The 21,756-nt window shown below is 72.4% G+C and carries 18 protein-coding genes; 8 read left to right on the top strand and 10 right to left on the bottom strand.

Annotated elements, in window-relative coordinates; translation table 11 throughout:
* Positions 1 to 18: 18 nt before the first annotated feature.
* Complete coding sequence (locus tag AC4IJH_RS30715) at positions 19 to 1,209, top strand: dipeptidase (protein WP_490855183.1); 1,191 nt, start codon at positions 19 to 21, stop codon at positions 1,207 to 1,209.
* A gap of 19 nt (positions 1,210 to 1,228) precedes the next feature.
* Here AC4IJH_RS30715 and AC4IJH_RS30710 read toward each other — a convergent pair whose 3' ends face one another.
* A complete protein-coding gene (locus AC4IJH_RS30710) occupies positions 1,229 to 1,600 on the bottom strand; it encodes a VOC family protein (RefSeq protein ID WP_490855182.1) in 372 nt (123 codons plus the stop codon).
* A gap of 73 nt (positions 1,601 to 1,673) precedes the next feature.
* Here AC4IJH_RS30710 and AC4IJH_RS30705 point away from each other — a divergent pair, with 73 nt between their 5' ends.
* Positions 1,674 to 2,222, top strand: a complete 549-nt coding sequence (locus AC4IJH_RS30705; RefSeq protein ID WP_490855181.1) for a CGNR zinc finger domain-containing protein — start codon at positions 1,674 to 1,676, stop codon at positions 2,220 to 2,222.
* A 58-nt stretch (positions 2,223 to 2,280) separates the two neighbouring features.
* Here the strand turns inward: AC4IJH_RS30705 and AC4IJH_RS30700 are convergent, their stop codons facing one another.
* Positions 2,281 to 3,621 carry a UDP-glucose dehydrogenase family protein gene (locus AC4IJH_RS30700; RefSeq protein WP_490855180.1) on the bottom strand — a complete coding sequence of 447 codons (1,341 nt, stop codon included), beginning with the start codon at positions 3,619 to 3,621 and terminating at the stop codon, positions 2,281 to 2,283.
* A 190-nt stretch (positions 3,622 to 3,811) separates the two neighbouring features.
* Between AC4IJH_RS30700 and AC4IJH_RS30695 the strand changes: the two genes are divergently transcribed.
* Complete coding sequence (locus AC4IJH_RS30695; protein ID WP_490855179.1) at positions 3,812 to 4,972, top strand: acyl-CoA dehydrogenase; 1,161 nt, start codon at positions 3,812 to 3,814, stop codon at positions 4,970 to 4,972.
* Positions 4,973 to 5,046: 74 nt separating this feature from the next.
* On the opposite strand, the gene AC4IJH_RS30690 is transcribed toward AC4IJH_RS30695, so the two are convergent.
* A complete protein-coding gene (locus AC4IJH_RS30690) occupies positions 5,047 to 6,453 on the bottom strand; it encodes an LCP family protein (RefSeq protein WP_490855178.1) in 1,407 nt (468 codons plus the stop codon).
* Between the two features lie 117 nt (positions 6,454 to 6,570).
* Here AC4IJH_RS30690 and AC4IJH_RS30685 point away from each other — a divergent pair, with 117 nt between their 5' ends.
* Positions 6,571 to 7,122: an acyl-CoA thioesterase gene (locus AC4IJH_RS30685; RefSeq protein WP_490855177.1), complete on the top strand. Its 552-nt coding sequence runs from the start codon at positions 6,571 to 6,573 to the stop codon at positions 7,120 to 7,122.
* 19 nt (positions 7,123 to 7,141) lie between these two features.
* Here the strand turns inward: AC4IJH_RS30685 and AC4IJH_RS30680 are convergent, their stop codons facing one another.
* A complete protein-coding gene (locus tag AC4IJH_RS30680; RefSeq protein ID WP_490855176.1) occupies positions 7,142 to 8,572 on the bottom strand; it encodes an LCP family protein in 1,431 nt (476 codons plus the stop codon).
* Positions 8,573 to 8,778: 206 nt separating this feature from the next.
* Between AC4IJH_RS30680 and AC4IJH_RS30675 the strand changes: the two genes are divergently transcribed.
* Positions 8,779 to 9,807, top strand: a complete 1,029-nt coding sequence (locus AC4IJH_RS30675; protein ID WP_490855197.1) for a glycosyltransferase family 2 protein — start codon at positions 8,779 to 8,781, stop codon at positions 9,805 to 9,807.
* Here AC4IJH_RS30675 and AC4IJH_RS30670 read toward each other — a convergent pair.
* The 4 genes from AC4IJH_RS30670 to AC4IJH_RS30655 form a co-directional block, all read right to left on the bottom strand.
* A complete protein-coding gene (locus AC4IJH_RS30670; protein WP_490855175.1) occupies positions 9,795 to 11,408 on the bottom strand; it encodes an LCP family protein in 1,614 nt (537 codons plus the stop codon). The genes AC4IJH_RS30675 and AC4IJH_RS30670 overlap by 13 nt on opposite strands.
* 82 nt (positions 11,409 to 11,490) lie before the next feature.
* Positions 11,491 to 13,245: an LCP family protein gene (locus AC4IJH_RS30665; RefSeq protein ID WP_490855174.1), complete on the bottom strand. Its 1,755-nt coding sequence runs from the start codon at positions 13,243 to 13,245 to the stop codon at positions 11,491 to 11,493.
* Positions 13,246 to 13,480: 235 nt separating this feature from the next.
* Positions 13,481 to 14,806 carry an LCP family protein gene (locus AC4IJH_RS30660; protein WP_490855173.1) on the bottom strand — a complete coding sequence of 442 codons (1,326 nt, stop codon included), beginning with the start codon at positions 14,804 to 14,806 and terminating at the stop codon, positions 13,481 to 13,483.
* Between the two features lie 159 nt (positions 14,807 to 14,965).
* Positions 14,966 to 15,718: a TIGR03089 family protein gene (locus AC4IJH_RS30655; protein ID WP_490855172.1), complete on the bottom strand. Its 753-nt coding sequence runs from the start codon at positions 15,716 to 15,718 to the stop codon at positions 14,966 to 14,968.
* A gap of 138 nt (positions 15,719 to 15,856) precedes the next feature.
* On the opposite strand from AC4IJH_RS30655, the gene AC4IJH_RS30650 reads away from it, so the two are divergent.
* The 3 genes from AC4IJH_RS30650 to AC4IJH_RS30640 all read left to right on the top strand — a co-directional run bounded on the left by AC4IJH_RS30650 (position 15,857) and on the right by AC4IJH_RS30640 (position 19,393).
* The gene (locus tag AC4IJH_RS30650; protein WP_490855171.1) at positions 15,857 to 17,227 is read left to right on the top strand and encodes a peptidoglycan recognition protein family protein; all 1,371 of its coding nucleotides are present in this window, start codon (positions 15,857 to 15,859) and stop codon (positions 17,225 to 17,227) included.
* Positions 17,228 to 17,301: 74 nt separating this feature from the next.
* Positions 17,302 to 18,384 carry a mannose-1-phosphate guanylyltransferase gene (gene manB, locus AC4IJH_RS30645; RefSeq protein WP_490855170.1) on the top strand — a complete coding sequence of 361 codons (1,083 nt, stop codon included), beginning with the start codon at positions 17,302 to 17,304 and terminating at the stop codon, positions 18,382 to 18,384.
* A 94-nt stretch (positions 18,385 to 18,478) separates the two neighbouring features.
* On the top strand, positions 18,479 to 19,393 hold the full coding sequence (locus AC4IJH_RS30640; protein WP_490855169.1) for a DNA-3-methyladenine glycosylase family protein: 915 nt from the start codon (positions 18,479 to 18,481) through the stop codon (positions 19,391 to 19,393).
* 71 nt (positions 19,394 to 19,464) lie between these two features.
* On the opposite strand, the gene AC4IJH_RS30635 is transcribed toward AC4IJH_RS30640, so the two are convergent.
* Positions 19,465 to 20,787: a coenzyme F420-0:L-glutamate ligase gene (locus AC4IJH_RS30635; protein WP_490855168.1), complete on the bottom strand. Its 1,323-nt coding sequence runs from the start codon at positions 20,785 to 20,787 to the stop codon at positions 19,465 to 19,467.
* On the bottom strand, positions 20,784 to 21,740 hold the full coding sequence (gene cofD / locus AC4IJH_RS30630; protein WP_490855167.1) for a 2-phospho-L-lactate transferase: 957 nt from the start codon (positions 21,738 to 21,740) through the stop codon (positions 20,784 to 20,786). Before cofD ends, AC4IJH_RS30635 begins: the two co-directional genes overlap by 4 nt.
* Positions 21,741 to 21,756: the final 16 nt, after the last annotated feature.

The following is a 21,756-nucleotide window of genomic DNA, read 5'->3' as shown; positions in this document are numbered from 1 at the left end:
CATCCAGGGAGTCCCGCCATGGCCGACCTCGCCCCCGAGCAGAAGGAAGAAGACAGCGCTGCCGCAGTAGGGGAGAGCGAACCGGAAGCCGGCCACCAGCCGCTGCCGCTGAACCGACGGGATCCGCTCGTACGGGCCAGGGCGCTGCTGGCCGCGCACCCCGTCGTGGACGGGCACAACGGTCTCCCGTGGGCGCTGCGGCTGCGCACCGGCCACGACCTGACCCCGGGCCACTGCTTCGACCTCGACTACGGCGAGACCTCGGTGCGCACCGACCTGCCGAGGCTGCGCGAGGGCGGCGTCGGCGGCCAGTTCTGGTCCGTGCAGGTCCCCTCCGACCTGACCGGCGACCGCGCCATCAGCGCCACCCTCGAACAGATCGACTTCGTGCACGCGCTGGTACGGGCCTACCCCGAGGCGCTGCGCCTGGCGCTGACCGCCGACGACATCGCCGAGGCCCGCAACCGCGGCCGGGTCGCCTCCCTGCTGGGCTCCGCCGGCGGCCACGCCATCGACAGCTCGCTGGGCGCGCTGCGCTCCCTGCACCAGCTCGGCGTGCGCTCGCTGTCGCTGACCGCGGACCGCAACACCCCGTGGGCGGACGCGGCGACCGACGCGCCCAGGGCGGGCGGGCTGACGCCGTTCGGCGAGGAGGTGGTCCGCGAGATGAACCGCCTGGGCATGCTCATCGACCTCTCGTACGCCTCCGTCGACACCATGCGGCACACCCTCGCGGTCACCAAGGCGCCGGTGTTCTGGTGCCAGGCGGCGGCCCGCGCGCTGACCGACCACCCGCACAACGTGCCCGACGACGTGCTCGCCCAGCTCCCGCGCAACGGCGGGGTGTGCATGGTCTCCTTCGTGCCCGAGCGCGTGGCCCGCGGCACGGGCCCGGTCTCCGTACGCGACATCGCCGACCACCTGGACCACCTGCGCTCGGTCTCGGGCCCCGAACACATCGGCCTGGGCGCCGGGTACGACACCGGCGCCGCCGACGAGCACCCCCACCCGCTCGCCGATGTCTCCGGCTACCCGCATGTGATCGCCGAACTCATCGGCCGCGGCTGGTCGTTCAAGGACCTGGCCAACCTCACCTGGGGCAACGCCCTGCGCGCGCTGCGCGGCGCGGAGTTCACCGCCCGCTCGGCCCGCCTGCGCCGCGCCCCCTCCACCGCGACCATCGATCGCCTGGACCGGCCGCGGATCTAGGGCCCGTCCGGCCGGCCGCTCAGCTGAAGCACAGACAGAAGGGGTGCCCCGCTGGGTCGAGGTAGACCCTGAAGTTGCGCACCCCTTCGTCGCTCTGCACGAGCCTCGCGCCGAGTGCGAGGACCTCCCGCTCGGCCTGGTCGATCCGCTCCAGCTCCACGTCCAGGTCGAGGTGGAGCTGCTGGGGGCGCTCCTGCCCCGGCCACTGCGGCGGTGTGTACCCCGCCACCTCCTGGCAGGCGAGCAGCTGCTTGCCCTGGGAATCGACGACGTCGACCCAGTGGTCGAGCTTGCGCACGACCTTCCCGCCGAGGACCTCGGCGTAGAACCCGGCGAGCGCCTCGGCGTCGGGACAGTCCAGAGCGACGACCCCGAACGTGGCGATGGCCATGGGTTACCTCCTGAGTGCGTTAACCGGTAACTTCGTTACTGCATGGTGGCCCATCACCGGTAACGTGACAAGGGTGGGAGACAGACGGGCGCCCGATTCCCTGGTCCTGGTCCAGGCGCTGGCCAACACCCTCGACGTCGGGACCGGGCGGGACACGCTGGCCGCGCCCGAGGGCGCGGTGGCGTTCCTGCGCGAGCACGGGGTGAGTGAATGGGCCCCGGGCCAGCGGGAGTTGGCGCAGCTGAGGGAGTTGCGCGAGGCGCTGCGCGGCGCCTGCCTGGCACACGGCGGCCACGATCTGCCCGAGAGCGGGCTGAGTGCCCTGGACCGGCTGCTGACGGCGGCCCCGCTGGCCCTGGCCGTCGATGCCCAGGGGCGCGCCTCGCTGCGGCCCGCCCCGGGCCTGACCGGCCTGCCCGCGCTGACCGCCCGTATCGCCGCGGGCATCGCCGCCGCCGCCGACGGCGCCTGGCCGCGCCTGAAGGCCTGCGCGGCCGACGACTGCCAGTGGGTCTACTACGACCGCAGCCCCGCGGGCCGCAGCCGCTGGTGCACGATGGAGGTCTGCGGCAGCCGCGCCAAGATGCGCGCTTACCGGGCCCGCAAGGGCCGGAGCGCCTGACGGCCGGCGGCCGCCGACGGCGCGCGACCGCCCACCGGGGCCGCCGGAGGCCGCCCGGCTAGCCGCGCGGACGCCCCAGCGCGCGATAGGTCCACCCGGCCTTGCGCCACAGCTCCGGGTCCAGCGCGTTGCGCCCGTCCAGGATGCGGCGCTCGGCGACCACATCGCCCAGCGACGCCGGGTCCAGCTCGCGGAATTCGGCCCACTCGGTCAGGTGCAGCACCGCATCCGCGCCGCGCGCCGCCTCGACGGCGGAGTTCGCGTACCCCAGCGTCGGGAAGACCCGGCGCGCGTTGTCCATCCCCTTGGGGTCGTACACCGTCACCTGGCCGCCCTGGAGGTGGATCTGCCCGGCGACATTGAGGGCGGGGGAGTCCCGTACGTCGTCGGAGTCCGGCTTGAACGTCGCGCCCAGTACGGCCACCCGGGTGCCCAGGAACGAGCCGCCGACCGCGTCGCGGGTCAGCTCCACCATGTGGCCGCGGCGCCGCATGTTGATCGAGTCGACCTCGCGCAGGAAGGTCAGCGCCTGGTCGGCGCCCAGCTCGCCGGCGCGCGCCATGAAGGCCCGGATGTCCTTGGGCAGGCAGCCGCCGCCGAAGCCGATCCCGGCGCGCAGGAACTTCTTCCCGATCCGCTCGTCGTGCCCGATGGCCTCGGCCAGCTTGACCACGTCGCCGCCGGCCGCCTCGCACACCTCGGCCATCGCGTTGATGAACGAAATCTTCGTCGCCAGGAAGGAGTTGGCCGAGGTCTTGACCAGCTCGGCGGTCGGGTAGTCCATGACGATGAAGGGCGAGCCCTCGGCGATCGGCGTCGCGTACACCGCGCGCAGCAGCTCCTCGGCGCGCTCGCCCGCCACGCCCGCCACGATCCGGTCCGGGTGCAGGGTGTCCTGCACCGCGAAGCCCTCGCGCAGGAACTCCGGGTTCCAGGCCAGCTCCGCGCCCTCGCCGGCCGGCGCCAGCTCCCTCAGCCGCGCCGCCAGCCGGGCCGCGCTGCCCACCGGGACGGTGGACTTGCCCACCACCAGCGCGGGGCGGTGCAGATGCGGCGCCAGCGAGCTGAAGGCGGCCTCGACATAGCTCATGTCGCAGGCGTACTCCCCGTGCTTCTGCGGGGTGTTGACGCACACGAAGTGCACATCGCCGAACTCGCCCACCTCCTCGTAGGAGGTGGTGAAGCGCAGCCGTCCGGTGGAGCCCTCGATGCCCGCGACGTGCTTTTGCAGCAGCTCCTCCAGGCCGGGCTCGTACATCGGGACCCGGCCGCGCGAGAGCAGTTCGATCTTCTCTGGGACCACGTCCAGACCCAGCACCTCGAAGCCGAGCTCGGCCATGGCGGCGGCGTGCGTGGCGCCGAGGTAGCCGGTGCCGATCACGGTGATCTTCAGGGCCATTGGTGCTCCAGACGCAAACAGGGGTGACGTGCGCTGCTTGAGCATATCCGCGAGCGGAACGGGGCAGTCCCAGCCCTGTCGGCAAGCTCACGTATCCCGGCCGGGGCCAGGCCCCTAGACTTCGGGTTACTTAACGGTAATTAGCACTGCAGGGCCGCTCTGCAGCCAGCTCTCAGGGGAGTGAGAAACCTTGGCGGGAACCGCTGATTTCGATCTGTACCGGCCGTCCGAGGAGCACGACATGCTCCGTGAGTCGGTGCGATCGCTCGCCGAGGCGAAGATCGCGCCGTTCGCCGCCGAGGTCGACGAGGAGGGCCGCTTTCCCCAGGAGGCGCGGGACGCGCTGACCCTGAACGACCTGCACGCGGTGCACGTCCCCGAGGCCTACGGCGGCGCCGGCGCCGACGCCCTGGCGACGGTCGTCGTCATCGAGGAGGTGGCCCGCGTCTGCGCGTCCTCCTCGCTCATCCCGGCCGTCAACAAGCTGGGCTCGCTCCCCGTCATCCTCTCCGGCTCCGAGGAGCTGAAGAAGAAGTACCTGGGCCCGCTGGCCAAGGGTGACGCGATGTTCTCGTACTGCCTGTCCGAGCCGGACGCGGGCTCGGACGCGGCGGGTATGAAGACCAAGGCCGTACGCGACGGGGACCACTACGTCCTCAACGGCGTCAAGCGCTGGATCACCAACGCGGGCGTCTCGGAGTACTACACGGTGATGGCCGTCACCGACCCCGAGAAGCGCTCCAAGGGCATCTCGGCCTTCGTGGTGGAGAAGGACGACGCGGGCGTCTCCTTCGGCGCCCCGGAGAAGAAGCTCGGCATCAAGGGCTCCCCGACCCGCGAGGTCTACCTCGACAACGTCCGCATCCCCGCCGACCGCATGATCGGCGCGGAGGGCACCGGCTTCGCCACCGCCATGAAGACCCTGGACCACACCCGCATCACCATCGCGGCCCAGGCGCTCGGCATCGCCCAGGGCGCGCTGGACTACGCCAAGGGCTACGTCCAGGAGCGCAAGCAGTTCGGCAAGCCGATCGGCGACTTCCAGGGCGTGCAGTTCATGCTCGCCGACATGGCGATGAAGATCGAGGCCGCCCGCCAGCTCACCTACGCGGCCGCCGCCAAGTCCGAGCGCGGCGACAGCGACCTGACCTTCCAGGGCGCCGCCGCCAAGTGCTTCGCCTCCGACGTCGCGATGGAGGTCACCACCGACGCCGTCCAGCTGCTCGGCGGCTACGGCTACACCCGCGACTACCCGGTCGAGCGCATGATGCGCGACGCCAAGATCACCCAGATTTATGAAGGCACGAATCAGGTCCAGCGCATCGTCATGGCGCGCAACCTGCCCAAGTAGTCCGGCAGTTCACCACGAGGGGCGCCCGGTGCGAGCCGGGCGCCCCTCGTGTGTGCCGGTGGGTTCGGCCGGGCTCAGTCGCCCTTGACCGTGACCTTCTCGTCGTTCTTCAGCTGCTGGACCAGCTGCGCGACCTTGGCCTGGTCCCAGAGCACGTTGCCGCCCCTGATGCCGGACATCGGCATGTTCATGGACGTGCCCTCGCCGCCGGTGACGCCCTTCATCGCGAAGAACATCCGGCCCAGGTCCCACAGCCCCATGTCCTTGTCGACGATGAGGGTGTCCAGGCCCGCGCCCATCGTCGGGTAGAGCTTGAAGGGGTTCAGGACGGTGCCGGGGGTGGCGGCCTGGCTCGCCAGCGCCGCCAGGAACTTCTGCTGGTTCTTGGTGCGGTCCAGGTCGCTGCCCGGCAAGGCGTACCGGGTCCGTACGAAGGCGAGCGCCTGCTCCCCGTCGAGGGTCTGCTTGCCCGCCTGGAAGTCGGCGCCGGACTTCTTGTCCTTGAAGGCCTTGGGGATGTCCAGCTCCACGCCGCCGACCGCGTCCACGATGTTCGCGAAACCGGCGAAGCCGATCTCGACGTAGTGGTCGATGCGCAGCTTGGTGGCGTGCTCGACGGTGCGCACCAGCAGCTCGGGGCCGTCCTCGGCGTACGCCGCGTTCAGCTTCACGCGTCGCCCCTGGGCCGGGAACTTCTTGCCGGACTCCGAGCCGACGAAGGAGGGGATCTCCACGTCCGAGTCGCGCGGCAGCGAGATGAGGGTGGGGCCGTTGCTGCCGTCGTGCAGGATCATCATCGAGTCGGTCCGCTTGCCCTCGGCCGAGCCGGTGTGCAGCTTCTTCTTCTCGTCGTCCGACATGCCCTCACGGCTGTCGGAACCCACGATCAGGTAGTTGGTGCCCTCGCCCTCCTGCGGGCGGTCGATGACCTTGCTCAGGTCCACCTCGCGGCGCAGCTTGCCGTCCGCCCAGAAGTACGTGGCGACGGAGGTGACGAGGAAGACGGCGACCAGGGTCAGCGCGGTCCACTTGATGCGGCGGCCCCAGTTGGGCGCGGGCCGGGGCCCGCGGGCGCCGCGGCCCCGGCCGCCACCGCTGCCGCCCGGCCGGCCGCCCTGTCCGCCGCCCTGGCCCCCGTAGACCTGGCCGGTGTTGTAGCCGGAGTCGTACCCGGCCTGGGGGCTGTTGCCGTATCCGGCGTCGCCGGCGTACCCGTTGCCGTACGGGCCGCCCTGGGACGAGGCCTGCTGCGCAGATGCGGCGGGCCGGCGCGGCGAGAGGTGCGGCGGCAGCGGCGGCTCGGGCTGCTGCTGCCCGTATCCGCCACCGGGCCCGCGCCGCACGTGCGGCATGGCACGCGCGCCCTCCGGCTCGGCGCTGCCACTGCCGCGCCCGTACCGGTCACCGTCGTTGTCGCCGGACCACCCCGACCCGCCCCCGGATCCGCCCGGGCGGGAGGTGCCCCCTTGCCACTGGTTCATGGGAGGAAGTGTGCCTGGCGAAGGGCAGAGCCTCACAGGGCGGGTACGTGATCGGGCCAGGGCTGTTGCAGAGCTGATGCAAAGCGGCACACGAGGGCCGCCGCATAGGGTGGACGTATGACCGATTTCGTCAGTGGCAGTCCGGAGGGCGACCTTCCCGGCAAGCCCACCTCCGCGTCCCGCACGACCCTGAGCCACATCATGACCGGCAGCGACACCAATCTGCTGGGCACGGTGCACGGCGGCGTGATCATGAAACTGGTCGACGACGCGGCGGGCGCGGTCGCCGGGCGGCACTCCGGCGGCCCCGCGGTCACCGCCTCCATGGACGAGATGGCCTTCCTGGAGCCCGTCAGGGTCGGCGACCTGGTCCACGTCAAGGCGCAGGTCAACTGGACCGGACGGTCCTCGATGGAGATCGGCGTACGCGTCCTGGCCGAGCGCTGGAACGAGTCCACCCCCGCCCAGCAGGTCGGCTCGGCCTACCTCGTCTTCGCCGCCGTCGACGAGAACGGCAAGCCCCGCACCGTCCCCCCGGTCGTCCCCGAGACCGAGCGCGACAAGCGCCGCTATCAGGAGGCGCAGATCCGGCGCACCCACCGCCTCGCCCGCCGCCGCGCCATCAAGGAACTGCGCGAACAGCGGGCCGCGGACGGCATCGAGGACTGAGCCGGTCCGAGGGCGCCCTCTAGGAGGGGCAGGCCGCCTGGTCGCCCGTCATCGCCGCGAACTCGCCCGGCGCCCGGCCGGTGCTCGCCGCCCGCACGGGCCGCACCGCCTTGTGCCCGTGCCCGACCGTCACCTGCAGCACCGCGCCCTGCTCCGGTACGGCCCGCAGCTCGGCGCCGGGCAGCGCCGCGGCCAGCGAGCGCGCCGAGCGGTCCCACCGCGGGTCGTAGGCGATCACGGTGCGCGCCACGTCCTGGGAGGCGGCGTTGCCCGGCGCGCCGTCGGTGGCGAAGCCCGTGGCGCGCAGCGCCTTGTCCACCGTGCCGCCCAGCCCCGCCCGCCCGGTCCCGTTGTCCACGTGCACCCGTACGGTCCTCGGCGCCACCTCCACCGGCACCGCGCGCCGGTCCAGCGGCCGCCGCACGGCCAGCGGCCGGTCCTCGCGCAGCGCCTGGAAGAGCCGGTGCGCCCGCGCCCGGTTCCACAGCACGGTGGAGCCGACATGGGGCACCGCATGGTCGATGTCGCTGATGGGCACGGAGGCGAACTCCGAGGAGGCGGGCCCGAAGGAGCGCATCGCCTGGCCCAGCGCGAACATCTCGCCCGCGCCGAAGCCCTCGTCCGCCCGTACGGACCCCAGCAGCGCGCCGGTGACCTGCTTGAACTTGACCGGGTTCAGCAGCACCCCGGAGCCGGAGACCTTGTGCAGCAGCGCGGCGAGGAACTTCTGCTGGCGCTGCATCCGGCCCAGGTCGGCCGCGCCGTCGATGTGCCGCGAGCGCACGTACTGCAGGGCCTGCCCGCCGTTGAGGGTGCTGGCGCCCTTGGGCAGGTCCAGGCCCGAGTAGTGGTCCTTCATGGGCTTGGCCGTACAGATCTGCACCCCGCCGACCGCGTCCACGGTCTTCATGAAGCTGGTGAAGTCGACCTCCAGATAGTGGTCGATGTGCACCCCCGTCATGTGCTCCACGGTCCGCACGGTCAGGTTGGGGCCGCCCTCCGCGTACGCCGCGTTCAGCTTCAGGGGGTGGGTGCGGTGCTTGTCGCCGGTGGTCTCGTCCGTGTGATCGGGGGCCTCGGCGTAGGAGTCGCGCGGCAGGCTGACCACGCTGGCCCGGTCCCGGTCCGCCGAGAGGTGCACCAGCATCAGGGTGTCGGTGCAGTGGCAGGGCGCCCCGCCCAGGTGGTAGCGCCGCTTCTCCTCCGGGCTGAGACGGTCGCGCCCGTCGGTCCCCACGACCAGGAAGTTCAGCCCGCCCCCGTCGCTGTCCTGGGGCCGCTTGCCCATGTTCTTGAAGGCGTCCACCCGCTCGATGCCGTCCTCGACACCGGAGATCATGGTGTGCCCCACCCCGCCCGCGGTCAGTACCAGCAGGGAGATCCCGGCGGCGGCGCGCACCCCCCAGCGGGGACGGCGAGGGGGACGGGGGGAGCGGGACGGCACGGTCACAGGGACACCTCCGCGGCGGACGGGGCCATACGCACTGAGCTGCGCGCCCCGGCGGAGCGGGCAGCAGCAGGCACAGGCGGGGACAGGTCACCGTAGGCCCATACGATCGGCTGCAAAGCGCCACACGCCGGGCGCCGGGCCCAGGGCCACCCGGCTGCCGTCGGCCGCTGTCCCCCGTACGCGGTAACGTGCCCTTGATGAACGCCATGCCCCCGCAGCAGCTCCCGGCCGTCTCCGTGATCATGCCGGTGCTCAATGAGGAACGCCATCTGCGCAACTCGGTCCGGCACATCCTCCAGCAGGAGTACGCCGGCGAGATGGAGGTGGTGATCGCGCTGGGCCCCTCCACGGACCGTACGGACGAGATCGCCGCCGAGCTGGTCGCCGAGGACCCCCGGGTCCACACGGTGCCCAACCCCACGGGCCGTACGCCCGCCGCGCTGAACGCCGCGATCAAGGCTTCCCGGCACCCCGTGGTGGTGCGCGTGGACGGCCACGGCATGCTCTCGCCGGACTACATCGCCACCGCCGTGCGCCTCTTGGAGGAGACCGGCGCGCAGAACGTCGGCGGCATCATGCACGCCGAGGGCGAGAACGCCTGGGAGGACGCGGTCGCGGCCGCCATGACCTCCAGGATCGGCGTGGGCAACGCCGCCTTCCACACCGGCGGCGAGGCGGGCCCGGCCGAGACGGTCTACCTCGGGGTCTTCCGGCGCGAGGCGCTGGAGCAACAGGGCGGCTACAACGAGGAGTTCATCCGCGCCCAGGACTGGGAGCTGAACTTCCGCATCCGCGAGGCCGGCGGGCTGATCTGGTTCTCGCCCGAGCTGAAGGTGCAGTACCGCCCGCGGCCGAGCGTGCGCGCGCTGGCCAAGCAGTACAAGGACTACGGCCGCTGGCGGCACGTCGTCGCGCGCTACCACTCCGGCTCGATCAACCTGCGCTATCTCGCGCCGCCGACCGCGCTGTGCGCGATCGCTGCGGGCGTGGTGGTCGGCGCGGCCGTCACCCCCTGGGGCTTCGTCGTTCCCGCCGGGTACCTCGCGGCCATCGCCGCGGGCTCCGTCCCCGCGGGCAAGGGCCTGCCGCTGAAGGCCCGCGCGCAGATCCCCGTCGCCCTGGCCACCATGCACATGTCCTGGGGCTTCGGCTTCCTGACCAGCCCGCGCTCGCTGGCCAGGAAGGTCATCGCCAGCCGCCGCCCCGCGGTGCAGCAGAGCACTCACCAGGTATAGGCCCGGTTCACCTTCATACAGGCCTTCTTGTCCTCGCCGTTGAGCGCGCCCGCGCTGTCCGGCGCCTTGTCGGCGGACTCCTTCGGGCCGCCCGCCGGCTCGGGGTAGCGCGTCCCCGTACGCCAGTCGCCGCCGACCACCAGCCGGATCCCGCTGGACGGACTCGACTCCTTCACCGCGCTCCTGGGGATGCCCAGGGCCCGGGCCAGCGCGAGCGCGTCGCCCCGCTGCCGCGCGCTCGGGTAGGTGAGGGTGGTGTCGGCCTGTGCGACGAGCGCCGTGTCCGCGCGCGCCGCCGTGTAGCCGAGTGCGCCGAGCACCTCGCGGAGCTGTCCCGCCCGCCCGGGGACCGGCCGCCGCAGCGTGCTGCCGGTGCCGTTCTGCACGACAACGGCCAGCTCCTGCTTGGCCGTTGACGGCTTCGGGTCGGGCGCGGGCTGCTTCTTCTTCCCGCCCGCGTCCTTGCCGTCCAGCGCCCGGTCGTCCCGTAGCAGCGCGAAGGTGCGCTCCGCGTCGCCGGGCCGGGGCAGTACGTAGCGCTCGCCCGGCCCGTACACCCACGGCATGGTGACCATCGTGATGCGCCCGGTCGGCACCCGCTGCAGATCGCCGCCCAGGTCGAAGAGCTTCTTGACCGAGCCCAGCCCCTTGTCGACCGTCAGCGCCTTGGTCGCCGCCTCGGCCAGCGCCCGCAGCTTGCCCGGGTCGGTCAGCTTGGTCCCCGCCTTGAGCTGCCGCACCATCGAATTCATGTACATGTGCTGGGCCTTGGCCCGCCCGATGTCGGTGTTGTCCTCGAAGCCGTAGCGGGTGCGCAGCCACTGCAGGGCCTGTACGCCCTTGACGGAGTGGGTGCCCGCGGTCAGCCGCAGCCCGCTGCCGTGTCCCTTGCGGCCGTGCGAGTAGATGTTCTTGTCCACGCATACGGGCACCCCGCCGACGGCGTCCGCCATGTCCACCACGCCCGCGAAGTCGACCATCATGAAGTGGTCGATGTAGACGCCGGTCAGCGCCTGCCAGGTGGCCAGCGTGCAGCCCGGACCGCCGTGCTGCAGCGAGGTGTTGATGGCGGCGGTGGTCTGCGGATAGACCGTGCCGTCGTCGGGGTCGGTGCACCGGGGGATGGTCACCCGGGTGTCGCGCGGGACGGAGAGGACCGACATGTTGGAGCGGTCGGCCGAGACGTGCAGCAGCATCTGCACATCCGCCAGCGGCTTGCGGTCCGCGTCCCGCCGGGCGCCGCCGAGTTCGATGTTCTTCTCGCTGTTACGGCCGTCCGAGCCCAGCAGCAGGATGTTCAGCGGCCGCTGGCCGAAGGCGTTGGGGTCGGGCCGGCGCAGCCCGCCGGGGCCCAGATCCCGTTCCTCCTTGCGGAGGTTGGAGTTCAGGTGCTGGTAGTAGAGATATCCGGCACCTGCCGTGCCGAGTATCAGTACGGCCAGGGTGATGGCCGCCCAGCGCAGTATCCGCCGGCCCTTGCGCCGCCGCCGGTGGCCGCCGCGGCGGTGCCCGCCCCCGTGGCCGGCCGGCTCCCGTACGCGCTGACCGCCCTCGCCCGAGGGCGGTCCGGAGTTCTCAAGACGCGTCCTGCTCGGCCGCATCGGCTCTCCCCGTCAGTCGGTGGTGCGCCCGGCGGCCCGGCGGGGCGGCCGCCGGATCACCCGGCGGCCGCTCGCTTCCACCTCATTTGGCACACACGTTCTTGTCGTCCGCGTTGACGTTCTGTACCCCTTCAGGGGTCTCGGTCGGTGCCTCCACCGGCTGCCCCGCGCCCTGGAAGTCCTTGCCCAGAATGAGCTTCATCGGGACCTTGGGACCGGCGTCTGCCGTGGTCTTCTTCAGCGCCTGCTTGGGCAGCCCCATCCACTCGGCCAGGGCCGCCGCCTGGTCGGCCTGGTTGGGGGCGTACTCCAGGCGCGTCGTCTTCAGCTTCGTGGGGGCGTTGCCGCTGTTGGTGGACAGCTTGGCGCCCTTGGAGTTCTGGAGCCAGTCCACGGTCTCCTGCGCGGCGCCCAGCGGGCCGCCGCCGTTGGAGACATCGACCCTGACCTTGTCGGCCGGGGCCTTGGCGACGGGCTTGCTCTCCTTCTTCTTCCCCTTGCCCTTCTTCTTGGACAGCGAGTTGTCCTGCTGGACCATCTTGAACAGCGGCTCGGCCTTGGCCTTGTCGAGGATGACGGTGGCCTTGTCGTGGGGGTTGTCCAGGACGGGCACGGTCGCGAAGGTGACGTTCTTGACGTCCACCCGCTGGAGGTCCTTGGCCAGGTCCATCAGCTTGCCCGCGCTGCCGATGCCGGTGTCCACCGTCAGCGCCTTGGTCGCCGCGTTGCTCAGCGACCACAGCTTGGCGGGGTTGGAGAGGGTGTCGCTGGACTTCATCTTGCGGATCATCGAGCTGAGGAACTGCTGCTGCAGCTCGATACGGCTCAGGTCGCTGCCGTAGCCGACGCTGTGCCGGGTCCGTACGAACGCCAGCGCCTGCTCGCCCTGGACGACGCTCTTGCCCGCCGGGAGCTGCAGATGCGACTTGGGGTCGTTGATCGGCTTGGCCGCGCACACCTCGACCCCGCCCACCGCGGTGGACAGCTCCTTGACCGCGTTGAAGTCGGCCATCATGAAGTGATTGATCTTCAGCCCGGTCAGCTTCTCCACGGTGCGCCAGGTGCAGCCCGGGTCCCGGCCCTCCTGGCCCAGGCTGGTGTTGAAGCGCACGCCCGACTGCCCGGGGATGAGCTTCTCGGAGCCGTCCTCCTGCTTGGTCGGGCAGGACGGGATGTCGGTGATCATGTCCCGGGGGATGCTCAGCGCGGTCGCGTTGGAGCGGTCCTCGGAGACGTGCATCAGGATCGTGGTGTCGGCGTGGCCGACGCTGCCCGTGTCGCCGTACCCCTGGTTGCCCTTGCCCTCGCGGGCGTCCGTTCCGATGATCAGGATGTTGACCGGGCCGTCGGTGACCGCCGCGTTCTCTATCCCGACGTCCACCTTGGAGATGTTGCCGTTGAGGTGCTGGTAGACGAAGAACGCGCCGCCGCAGCCCGCGACGAGCACAAAGCCCATGACCCCGCCGGTCCAGTACAGCGCCTTCTTCTTGCCCGACTTCTTCGGCTTGGGCTTGCGGCGGCTGGCGGGACCGGCCGGCGGCGCCGAGCGGCTGTCGGGGCGGTTCACCGAGCGATTCGCCGAGCGGTTCGCAGAGCGGCGGTCGCGCTGGGCGGGCAGCTCGCGGGTGTCGGTGTCCTGCGGGGGCAGCGCGGTCGGCGGCGGGTGCCCCGGGCCGCCCGGAGCGCGTCTGGACGCGGGGTCCTTGCGGGCGGCGGGCTGGTTCGCCGGTGCCCCGGCAGGGTCCAGCCGCAGCTCGTAGCTGCCGGTGTTCGGATCGAACACCCACTGATCGGCGGGGTCGATGTCGCCCGCCCGCCCACGGCCTTGCGCGTCCACGGTGCCTTGAGTCCTCCGTCGGTGCCACGCAGCGCCTCCCTCTAAAGGCGCTCGTTCGGTCGATAGTGCACTGCTGTGAAAACGGCCAGCCTGGTCTTGCGGACCGGAGCGCTCACACTATCCGCCCAGTTCAGCGTCGAGCGACGCCCGTGACAAATTCCACTCCCCTACAACTGGGCAATCTGCCCAATCCATTCGAGTCCTTTCGAATCGCCGAGGGTGCCTTTAGCGTCTTTCATTGGCAGATCCCGCGGTCCGCGGTGGTTCCCCGGAACGTGGGCGTGGGGCTGGCCGGAGCCGGCCCCGCGCCGTCGTCGTGCGCATCGCCGTTCCCCGGGTCGTTCGCCGGGTCGTCGTACTCCGCGGTGTTGTCGGGGTCCCGTTGTACGTTGCTGGGCGCGGGGCGCACCGAGAGGGGCCGGTCCTTGCGCAGCCGCTTGAACAGCCGGTCCGCGTCCGGCTGTACCAGCTCGTCGCGATTGGCGTCATAGCGGTACGCCTGCCGTGGCACGGTCAGGAACTGCACTTTGTCGGTCGGAATGCTGCGCATACCACGTACCAATTCGTACAGCCCTCGCAGAGACGCCAGTCCTGAGTCCGTGGTGAGTGAACTCGTCGCGGCGTCCAGCAGCGGATACAGCCGCCCGGGATTGAGCAGCACACCATTGCTTTGCACTTTCTTCACCAGGGCACCGAGAAACCGTTGCTGACGCTCCATCCGCTGTGTGTCGCTGCCATTGCCCAGGCTCTTGCGGGCGCGTACGTAACCCAGCGCGGCCTCGCCGCGCAGCACCTGGCGGCCGGCCGGCAGCACCAGATGCGCGTCGTCGTCGTCGATGGCCTGCGGAAGGCAGACCTCCACGCCGTCGACCGCGTCCACCATCTTCTTGAAGCCGGTGAAGTCCACGATCATGTGGTGGTCGATGCGGATGCCGGTCATCTTCTCGACCGTACGGATCGTGCAGGCGGCGCCCGCGAACTCGAACGCCCAGTTGAACTGCATGCGTTGGGGCGGGATCGGCTTCCCGTCGGAGCGCTTGCAGCCGGGGACCTCCACCATCAGATCGCGCGGGATGCTGACGGCGGTGGCGCTCTTCCGGTCCGCCGCCAGGTGCAGCAGGATCGTGGTGTCCGAGCGCTGGGTGCCGCTGTCCTTGCCGTATTTGCCGTTGCCCGCGCCGCGGTTGTCCGAGCCGATCAGGAGGATATTGGCCGCGTCGGTGGGCCCGGCCGCGGGCCGCTGGGCCTCGTAGAGCTCCAGCTCGTTCTGGGTGGCGGCGTCGGTCCGGATGTTGCCGTCGAGATGCTGGTAGAGCGCCCAGCCCGTACCGGCGGCGGCCAGCACCAGCGCGGAGACTCCCAGGGCGGCCCAGCGCAGCCAGCCGCGCCGGCGCGCGGGCTCCTCGGCCGCGTCGCCGTCACCGGCGGCTTCCGCCGTCGCCGCGCCGGCTTCTTCGGCGGCGGCCTTCTCGGCGTCGGCTTCCTGGGGCGGTGCGCCGTCCTCGCCGGCACCTGGTGGCTCGGCGGGCGTCTCCGGGCTGTCGGTCACGTATGCGTCCATCCCTCACGGAGTCGGCCTCGCATCCGCGCGGGGGCCTCCGGTCGAACAGGCAGACGTGCAAACCCCGCGCATGGTTGTACGTACCCCAAGATCATGGCCCGCGCGGGGCGGCGGGGCCCGCCCTGACGGGCGGACCGTCCGCCGGACGGGGGAGGAGCGTCAGACCAGCGTGTGCGTGACCTTCTCGCTCTCCTGGCGCCGGGCGAGCCCGTCCGCCGCCAACTGGCCGATGTTGCGGCACAGTACGACCGAGCCGCCGGCCGCCAGCGGCGCCAGCAGCCCCGCCGACAGCCCCTCCCAGGAGTCGTACGCCAGCGCGCTCAGCAGCCGCGAGCCGGGCCCCAGCCCGCGCTCGCGCGCATCGGCCCGGGCGCGCTCCACGGCCTGGGTGCCACTCAGCTCCAGACCGCCGACGGCCAGCGCGGGGGCGTCCGGGTCCACCGGCGCGTACGGCGCGAAGCGGTCGCCCTGGCTCGGCACCTCGACCGCGTAGTCGGCGAAGCCCTGCGGCGGCTGCGGGAACCGGCCGCCCATCGGGCGCAGCGCCAGCGCCACCCGCTCGCCGGAGCAGGCCCCGGCCCGCTCCAGGGTGTCGGGGCCGCTGACGACGAGATCGGCCGCCGCCGCGTCGCCGCCGACGTCCGCCAGCACGCCCACCTCGGAGCAGGCCAGCAGCCACACCGCGCTCTGCCAGTGCGCGGGCAGCAGCAGCGCCAGGCGGTCGCCGGGCTCGGCGGCGAGGTCTCCCTGGAGGTAATTGGCGGTCTTCGCCACCCAATTGGCGAAGGTGGCCACGGAGAGTTCGACGCGCTCACCGGTGGCGTCGTCGTAGAAGGTCACAAGAGGGCGGGCGGGGTCCGCGGCGAGCGCGGATCGCAGCAGGTCGGCGGGGGTGTATTTGGTGGCGTCCACGCCCGCCACAGTACGCGCGCGAGGGGTGGCGGGCGGCCCGGGCGGGGGAGCGGCGGCCCGGGAATCCGGGCGTTTCGACCGACAGTCCGTCAGATCACAAATGGCGGATTCTGTCCGGTCATGCCCACGATTTTCTCCATGCGTGCCTTCCTCACGACTTCTCTCGGCGTCGCGTGCACCGCCGCCCTCGCTCTGCCGCTCGCGCTGCCGGCCGGGGCGGCCGACACCGTCCCCGCGGCTGCCGCTCCCCTCCCCGCTCCCCTCGCCGAGCTCCCGGGCAGCACCCAGTCCCTGCCGCTGGCTCCCCTCAGGAGCAGCGACCGCGCGATGGGCGCCGCGGGCCCCGCCGCTCAGGGGCTGCCCGCCCAGGACGTCAAGCCCTTCTCGCTCCTGGGCGTCGTCTGGGACGACGCGGGCGCCGCACTGCACGGCCGCGTCCAGGCCCGCACCCGCGCCACCGGCACCACCACCTGGTCCGCCTGGCAGGACCTCGACGCGCACAGCGACGACGCCCCCGACCCCGGCACCGCCGAGCGCGCGGGCCGCCCCGTACGCGGCGGTACCGCGCCCCTGTGGGTCGGCGACAGCGACGGCGTACAGCTGCGCATCACCCCCGAGAGCGGCCGCCGCGCCGCCACCGCCCTGCCCGGCGGCCTGCGCCTGGAGCTCGTCGACCCCGGCGAGCAGCCCGCCGAGCCGGACCCGGGCTCCCCGCGGCGCGCCCGCCCGGTCCCCTCCGGGGTGCCGCTGTCCCTCACCACCCCCGGTTCCGCGGCCAGTTCCGCCGTCAACGCGCAGCTCGCACCGCTGGGCGCCACCGAGATCCCGGCCCTGGACAAGGCCGCCTCCGAGGCCGACGCGATGGCCGCCTACGACGGGAGCCGTGGCACCACCGCGCGCCCCTTCGTCGGGCCGCGCCCGCGGATCGTGACCCGGGCGGGCTGGGGCGCCGACGAGAAGCTGCGCGAGAAGGACTTCGCCTACACCCAGACCGTCCAGGCCGCCTTCGTCCACCACACCGACTCCGGCAACAACTACAGCTGCCGACAGGCGCCCTCGGTCATCCGCAGTATTTACCGCTACCACGTCAAGAGCTGGGGCTGGCGGGATGTCGGCTACAACTTCCTCGTCGACAAGTGCGGAACGGTCTACGAAGGCCGGGCCGGCGGCGTCGCCAAGCCCGTGATGGGCGCGCACACGCTCGGTTTCAACTCCAACAGCATGGGCATCGCTGTCCTCGGAACGTTCGTGAACGCAAATCCGCCCCGGCCCGCCGTGGACGCGGTGGCCCGGCTGGCGGCCTGGAAGCTCGGTCTGTACGGCGCCGACCCGCGCGGCACCACCCACCTGGTCTCCGCGGGCGGAAACCGCTTCGAGAAGGGCGCCAAAGTCAGGATGAACGTCATTTCGGGACACCGGGACGGCTTCAACACCGAGTGCCCCGGAGGCCGCCTCTACCGCAAGCTCGACGCCGCCCGCAGCACCTCGGCCCACCTCCAGGGCCGCTGAAAGTCCGTTCGACGGCATCTGCCTAGACTGGTCCGCCGATCCGGCCGACCCCAGCAGGAAGCAGAGAAGACAAGGTGACTGAAGCGATCCTCCTGGTCGGCGGCAAGGGCACCCGGCTGCGCCCACTGACGGTGCACACGCCCAAGCCCATGGTCCCGGCGGCCGGCGTCCCCTTCCTCACCCACCAGCTGGCCCGCGCCCGGGCCGCCGGTGTCACCCACATCGTGCTCGCCACGTCCTACCTCGCCGAGGTCTTCGAGCCCCACTTCGGCGACGGCTCCGCCCTCGGCCTGCACCTGGAGTACGTCACCGAAGAGGAGCCGCTGGGCACCGGCGGCGCCATACGCAACGTCGCGCACCGGTTGCATTCGGGACCGGACGACCCCGTCCTGATCTTCAACGGCGACATCCTCACCGGCCTGGACATCGAGGCCCTCATCCGCACCCACCGCACCACCGGCGCCGATGTCTGCCTGCACCTCACCCGTGTCGAGGACCCCCGCGCCTACGGCCTGGTCCCCACCGACCCCACCGGCCGCGTCACCGCCTTCCTGGAGAAGCCGCAGACGCCCGAGGAGATCGTCACCGACCAGATCAACGCCGGCGCCTACGTCTTCAACCGCTCGGTCATCGACACCATCCCCACCGGCCGCCCGGTCTCCGTCGAGCGCGAGACCTTCCCCGGCCTCCTCGCCTCCGGCGCCCACCTCCAGGGCATGGTCGACTCCACGTACTGGCTGGACCTGGGCACCCCGCACGCCTTCGTACGCGGCTCCGCCGACCTGGTCCTGGGCCGCGCCCCCTCCCCGGCCGTGCCCGGCCGCTGCGGCGACCGCCTCGTCCTGCCCAGCGCCGACGTGGCCGCCGACGCGAAGATCACCGGCGGCAGCGTCATCGGCGCCCGCGCCCGCATCGGCGCCGGAGCCCGGGTGGACGGCAGCACGGTCCTGGACGACGCCGTCGTCGAACCCGGCGCCCGCGTCCACGACTCCCTCATCGGCGCCGGAGCCCGCATCGGCGCCCGTACGGTCCTGGAGGGCGCAGTCATCGGCGACGGAGCCACCATCGGCCCCGACAACGAGCTGCGCGACGGCATCCGCATCTGGTGCAACACCACCATCCCCGCCGCCGCGGTCCGCTTCTCCTCGGACGCCTGAGCCGCGACCGCCCGCCCCGCCGTGAGAACAACGGCGATCCAGACCGTGACCTGCGAGGACTTCGGCTGTCAGTGGGAGGACCTACCCTGGCCCCATGCCAGTCGCCCCAACCCGCACCTGGGCCCCACCCGGCCCGTACGACCTGCACCGCACCCTGTGCGTCCTGCAGCGCGGGCCCGGCGACCCCGCCTTCGCGGTGGACGGCGGCGCCGTCTGGCGAGCGAGCCGCACCCCCCAGGGCCCCGCGACGCTGCGGATCGAGGCGCTGCGGGCGCAGGGCACCGTCCAGGCCCAGGCCTGGGGCCCCGGCGCCCAGTGGATGCTCGACCAACTCCCCGTCCTGCTGGGGGAGTCGGACCGGCCCGACGCCCTCACCCCCCGGCACCGCATCGTGCACGAGGCGCGCCGCCGCCACCCCGGCCTGCGGCTGGCGCGCACGGGACTGGTGCTGGAGTCGCTGGTCCCGGCGATCCTGGAGCAGAAGGTCACCAGCGACGAGGCCTACCGGGCCTGGCGCCTGCTGCTCCAGCGGCACGGCGAGCCCGCGCCCGGCCCGCGCGAGCGGATGCGGGTGATGCCCGAGCCGCGCGGCTGGGCACTGATCCCGTCCTGGGAGTGGCACCGCGCGGGCGTGGACGCCAAGCGCTCCGACGCCATCGTGCGGGCCGCCCGCGTCGCCCACCGCCTCGAAGAGGCCGCGCACATGGACCTGGGCGACGCCCTGCGCCGCCTCCAGGCGGTCCAGGGCATCGGCCCCTGGACCGCCGCCGAGACCCTCCAGCGCTCCAACGGCGCCCCCGACGCCATCACGGTCGGCGACCTGCACCTCCCGCGCATCGTCGGCTACGCCCTCACCGGGCGCCGGGACGGCACCGACGCCCAGATGCTCGACCTCCTCGCGCCGTACGGGGGCCAGCGCCACCGCGCCGCCCGCCTCGTCCTCCTCTCGGGCCGCACCCCGCCCCGCCGCGCCCCGAGATTCCCGGTGGGCGACATCGCGCGCCTTTAAGGGACGCGGGGACCCGCGCGACCGGCCACCGACGGCCCGCAGCCGACGGACCACCCGCCCGCAGCGGAGCGTCAGCGCACCACGACGAAGTCGTCCCCCGGCCGCGACGGCCGGGGCCGCGGGTCGGCGGCCGGGTGGCCGATGGCCACCGCCCCCATCGGATCCCAGCCCTCGGGCAGCCCGAGGACGTCTCGCACCACGTCGCGGCAGAACATCGTCGACGAGATCCAGGCGGAGCCCAGCCGCTCCCCGGCCAGTGCGACCAGGAAGTTCTGGATGCCCGCGCCGTTCGCCACCACGAACATCTCCCGCTCCGCCGCGTTGCGCCGCGCGTCCGGGTAGGTGTGCGAGCCGTCCATCACCAGGCACGGCACCGCCAGATACGGAGCCTTGCGCAGCACATCGCCGCGCCGCACCCGCTTGGCGATGGACTCCTCGCTGAAGCCGTCGCCGCGCAGATCCGCGATCCACGCCTGGCGCATCGCGTCCAGCAGCCGGGTGCGCGACTCCTGGCTCTCCAGCAGGACGAACCGCCACGGCGTGGTGTGGTGCGGCGCCGGCGCGGTCACCGCCGCCGCGACCGCGCGCCGTACCGCCCCGCCGTCCACCGGCTCGTCGGTGAACTCCCGGACCGTACGCCGCAGCGTCACCGCTTCCCGTACGGCCTCGGAGGTCCCCAGCCGGAACATGTCGTCCGCCGCCACGCGCACCATCTCCCGTGCTCCCGTGTCCGGTCGTGCGGAGGTCACCACGCCGGGCAGCCCGCGCACCACCGCGACCGGCAGCCCGCCGGACTTGCCCTTGACCAGGTCGCCCGCCGCGGCCAGCTCGTCGGCGGTGGCCACCACCGTCGCGCTCAGCGCATTGCCGTACGCGTCCGTGCCGCCGCGCAGATCCTCCAGCACCCGCACGCCCGCCGCGCCGATGGCGACATCGGTCAGCCCGCTGCGCCAGGGCCGCCCGAAGGTGTCGGTGACCACGACGCCGACGTCCACGCCGAGCGCGTCCCGCAGCCCGGCGCGGATCGCGCGCGCCGAGGCGTCCGCGTCCTCGGGCAGCAACAGCACCGTCCCGGCAGGGGTGTTGGAGGCATCGACGCCGGCCGCGGCCATGACCAGGCCCTGCCGGTTCTCCACGATCCGCAGCGTCCCGCGGCGCGCCACCACCCGCACGGTCTCCGCGTCGATCGCGGCCTCCCGGTCGGTGGCCCGCACGATACGGCCCTCGGCCTTGCTGACGATCTTCGATGTCACCAACAGGACGTCCCCGTCGGCCAGTTGGGGCACGTCCTCGCCCGTCACCGCCGCGGCGATCAGCTTGGCCAGGTCGTCGCCCGCCCGCACCTCGGGGATGCCGGGCAGCGCCCAGACCTCGTAGGAGGGCACGCCCGTCATGCGCGGACCTCCTCGGCGAGCGCGAGGGCCTCGCGTGCCATGGCCGCCGTGGCCTCCAGGTCCGTCATCATCAGCGGTACGGCCCGGCAGCGGATGCCCGCCGCCTCGACGCGCTCCACGCACGCCGCGTCCACGGAGTCCACCAGCCAGCCGCCCAGCAGCTCGCTGCCGTAGTGCTCGGCCACCGCCGCGGCCGTGGCCTGGACGCCCACCGCCGCCAGCACCTTGTCCGCCATGCCGCGCACCGGCGCGTCCCCGACGATCGGCGAGAGCCCGACCACGGGCACCTGTGCCTTCGCGATGGCCTCCCGGATGCCCGGCACCGCCAGGATCGTGCCGACGCTGACCACGGGGTTGGACGGCGGGAAGAGCACCACGTCCGCCTCCGCTATGGCCTCCAGCACGCCGGGCGCTGGCCTGGCCTCCTCGGCGCCGACCGGCACCACGGCCTGCGCGTCCACCGAGGCGCGCAGCTTGACCCAGTACTCCTGGAAGTGGATCGCCTTGCGCTCGCCGTCCATCTCGACGGCCACATGCGTCTCCACGCGGTCGTCCGACATCGGCAGCAGCCGCACCCCGGGCTCCCAGCGCGCGCACAGCGCCTCGGTCACCGCGCTGAGCGGGAAACCGGCGCCGAGCATCTGCGTACGGACGATGTGGGTGGCGAAGTCCCGGTCCCCGAGCCCGAACCACTTTGGCCCCACGCCGTACGCGGCCAGCTCCGCCTTCACCTGGAAGGTCTCGTCCGTACGCCCCCAGCCCTGCTCCTCGTTGATACCCCCGCCGAGCGTGTACATCACGGTGTCCAGATCGGGACAGACCTTCAGCCCGAACAGGTGGATGTCGTCACCGGTGTTCCCGATGACCGTGATGTCCGCGTGGGGAGCCGCTGCTTTCAGACCCCGCAGGAAGCGGGCGCCGCCGATACCGCCGGCCAAGACCACAATGCGCATGGCCCCAGGATGTCAG

The organism is Streptomyces sp. UF-297, assembly GCF_058245575.1.
The sequence above is the reverse complement of the archived record's forward strand: the minus strand, read 5'-3'. Positions and strand labels throughout refer to the sequence as shown.

Excerpts from the sequence above, each read along its gene's own strand:
- AC4IJH_RS30685 (WP_490855177.1), top strand. The coding sequence starts at position 6,571 with ATGACCGATTTCGTCAGTGGCAGTCCGGAGGGCGACCTTCCCGGCAAG.
- AC4IJH_RS30650 (WP_490855171.1), top strand. The coding sequence starts at position 15,857 with ATGCGTGCCTTCCTCACGACTTCTCTCGGCGTCGCGTGCACCGCCGCC.
- AC4IJH_RS30640 (WP_490855169.1), top strand. The coding sequence starts at position 18,479 with ATGCCAGTCGCCCCAACCCGCACCTGGGCCCCACCCGGCCCGTACGAC.
- AC4IJH_RS30710 (WP_490855182.1), bottom strand. The coding sequence starts at position 1,600 with ATGGCCATCGCCACGTTCGGGGTCGTCGCTCTGGACTGTCCCGACGCC.
- AC4IJH_RS30690 (WP_490855178.1), bottom strand. The coding sequence starts at position 6,453 with ATGAACCAGTGGCAAGGGGGCACCTCCCGCCCGGGCGGATCCGGGGGC.
- AC4IJH_RS30660 (WP_490855173.1), bottom strand. The coding sequence starts at position 14,806 with ATGGACGCATACGTGACCGACAGCCCGGAGACGCCCGCCGAGCCACCA.
- AC4IJH_RS30635 (WP_490855168.1), bottom strand. The coding sequence starts at position 20,787 with ATGACGGGCGTGCCCTCCTACGAGGTCTGGGCGCTGCCCGGCATCCCC.
- AC4IJH_RS30675 (WP_490855197.1), top strand. The coding sequence starts at position 8,779 with ATGCCCCCGCAGCAGCTCCCGGCCGTCTCCGTGATCATGCCGGTGCTC.
- AC4IJH_RS30670 (WP_490855175.1), bottom strand. The coding sequence starts at position 11,408 with ATGCGGCCGAGCAGGACGCGTCTTGAGAACTCCGGACCGCCCTCGGGC.
- AC4IJH_RS30715 (WP_490855183.1), top strand. The coding sequence starts at position 19 with ATGGCCGACCTCGCCCCCGAGCAGAAGGAAGAAGACAGCGCTGCCGCA.
- AC4IJH_RS30700 (WP_490855180.1), bottom strand. The coding sequence starts at position 3,621 with ATGGCCCTGAAGATCACCGTGATCGGCACCGGCTACCTCGGCGCCACG.
- cofD (WP_490855167.1), bottom strand. The coding sequence starts at position 21,740 with ATGCGCATTGTGGTCTTGGCCGGCGGTATCGGCGGCGCCCGCTTCCTG.